This window comes from Rickettsia endosymbiont of Culicoides newsteadi (genome assembly GCF_002259525.1).
In the GTDB taxonomy this organism is placed as follows: Bacteria; Pseudomonadota; Alphaproteobacteria; order Rickettsiales; family Rickettsiaceae; genus Tisiphia.
Genome location: NZ_MWZE01000138.1, coordinates 1 through 2253, shown reverse-complemented (window position 1 = coordinate 2253; position 2253 = coordinate 1). Strand labels below are relative to the sequence as shown.

The following is a 2253-nucleotide window of genomic DNA, read 5'->3' as shown; positions in this document are numbered from 1 at the left end:
TGTTTAGGATTCATTTCCTATCCTAGAAGATTAGCATATGCTTCTCATTCTGTATATAGGGTAGGTCCATACCATTAATTCAGGAGAATTGGGTAGCAGGAGCGATGGAGCGACGAAGTCGCCAACTTCTCACCAATTGACTAAAGTTAAATTAACGCAGTGTGCAAGTTTATTTTGTTGTTCCATCAAAATGCCTAAAGGCAAAGAGAGAATGCATCTTCATGGTCAAAAATCATGCTAAAATCCATAAATTTTTCTAAATTTTCAAATTTAACCACAGAGCAAAGCTTGTCATCCCTACGAAAGCAGGGATATATAAATAATACTCAAAAAGTCATGAGATATAGTCAATTGACGAGAAATTTGTGATGTTGTCACTCGTCGCTCGCCTATTACTTATAAGAATCACTCCGCTTTTGCTGCCCAATTTTCCTGAGTTGATTATAATTTAACTTGACAATGAGTTTTTAATGTGTATATTGCATACAAACCGGATAAAACGGATGACTTTGAATAAAAATGCTCAGATTAGTTATCTCCTAGAAGTCTGCCTACGATAACTAATTAATTATATTTTGAGCTATTTTTCGGCGAGAATATATATGATTTTTGCAGGAATAGTGTAACTATTTCAAAAAAATTATGTTTATTCGCAGCCAAAGAGAGCCAAATATAGAATTACTTTAGTTATAGTCAATTGATGAGAAGTTGGGGACGTTGTAACTCGTCACTCGCCTATTACTTATAGGCGTCGCTCCATTGCTCCTAGCCCCAAATTCTCCTGAGTTGACTATATTGCAGGCAGACTCCTATGGAGAAGAAAATGCTACCCCTTATAAATCAAGGGATGTTTAATCAAATAACATAGAGTTATAAGAAACTAATTTATAAAGGTTATTTTCTCAAGACTCTCAAGGTAGGTAGATATGGCGTTAATGAGTCGAAGAAAAGTTATATATGGGATATTATTTGTTATAACAGCGATTGTTGTGGTGATAGTTTTTATCAAAAAAGCAAATGATAAACAAATCCCCGCTCAGCAAGTTGATAATCAAGCGACCATGGTTCCTGTTGAGGTGGTTAAGGCTCAATATTCAGAAGAAACAAATGATATATTGGTTACAACAGGCAAAACCTTGCCATATGAAACACATGCAGTTAAAGTCAATGTAACAGGGAGAATTAAAGAGCTTGATTTGCCGATAGGTAGTTATGTCAATAAAGGTGATATTTTAGCAGTATTAGATACCACGCAAATTGACTACCTGATTGAACTGGCAAATGAAGAGTATCGTCTTAAAGAGAAAAAAGCTAATGCAATGAAACAGCTATCAGATAAGAATCTCATTAGCTATACAGAATATGTAAACCATCGCATAGAATATCTTGATGCTAAACATAAATATTATACATTACTTGATGACAAGACCAATCATTATATTGTTGCTCCGTTAAGTGGCATTGTTGAACGAAAACTTGTTGCTGACGGAGAGCTTGTTACACAAAAGGATAAAATTGCCGTTCTTTACGATATTCATATTATCAAGGTTGCATTTGAGCTCGATGAGAGCGACTATCAGAAATTTAAAAGTTCTCCGGATAGCTATGTTAACATCTATATTCCTGCTTTAGATTTAGCCCTTAAACTAAGCGATTTTAAAACTTCAGAAATTGCTCAAGAGAAGAATCACTCAGTCTATATTGAGGCGTTTATTCCAAATGATGACAATTCAATCACGCCTGGCTTATTTGTTAATGTAAATGTTGTTTTCAATAGCAATAAGCAACGGATAAAATTACCAAACTCAGCTATCTTTTTTGAATCCTATTATTTTGTCTACGTTATTGAAAATAATATAGCTAAAAAAGTAAAGGTTGAAATAGGTGATAGTGATAGTCAAAGTGTAGAGGTAGTTAGTGGCATCAAACCAAATGACCAAGTGGTTATTTCAGGAAAAAAGGGATTGGGTGATGGGGCTAAGGTTATGATTGAAGATGAGACAACTAGGTCAGAATTATAATATAAGAATAATGAAAATAGCTATTAGTGGATCATAAAAATCTGCTATATTATAGAATAGTTAGTAATAGGGTAATGTTAACCTTCCCCTGATTTATATTGAAGAACTAAAACAAATATTATTTAGATAAATGAAAAAACTATACTTTATTATAATATAGCACTTAACATAGAGGTTAATATAAGTTATAATGATAGATAATGAATAAATTTAATAATAGCAATATGGCGAC

General features: G+C 33.2%; 2 protein-coding genes. Both read left to right on the top strand.

All coding sequences use genetic code 11. The annotated features are described in order from the left end of the window. The first annotated feature begins 88 nt into the window (after positions 1-88). Positions 89-241, top strand: a complete 153-nt coding sequence (locus RiCNE_RS07620) for a hypothetical protein (RefSeq protein WP_157905714.1) — start codon at positions 89-91, stop codon at positions 239-241. Positions 242-926: 685 nt separating this feature from the next. Further along, on the top strand, positions 927-2021 hold the full coding sequence (locus RiCNE_RS06775) for an efflux RND transporter periplasmic adaptor subunit (RefSeq protein ID WP_094649800.1): 1095 nt from the start codon (positions 927-929) through the stop codon (positions 2019-2021). Positions 2022-2253: the final 232 nt, after the last annotated feature.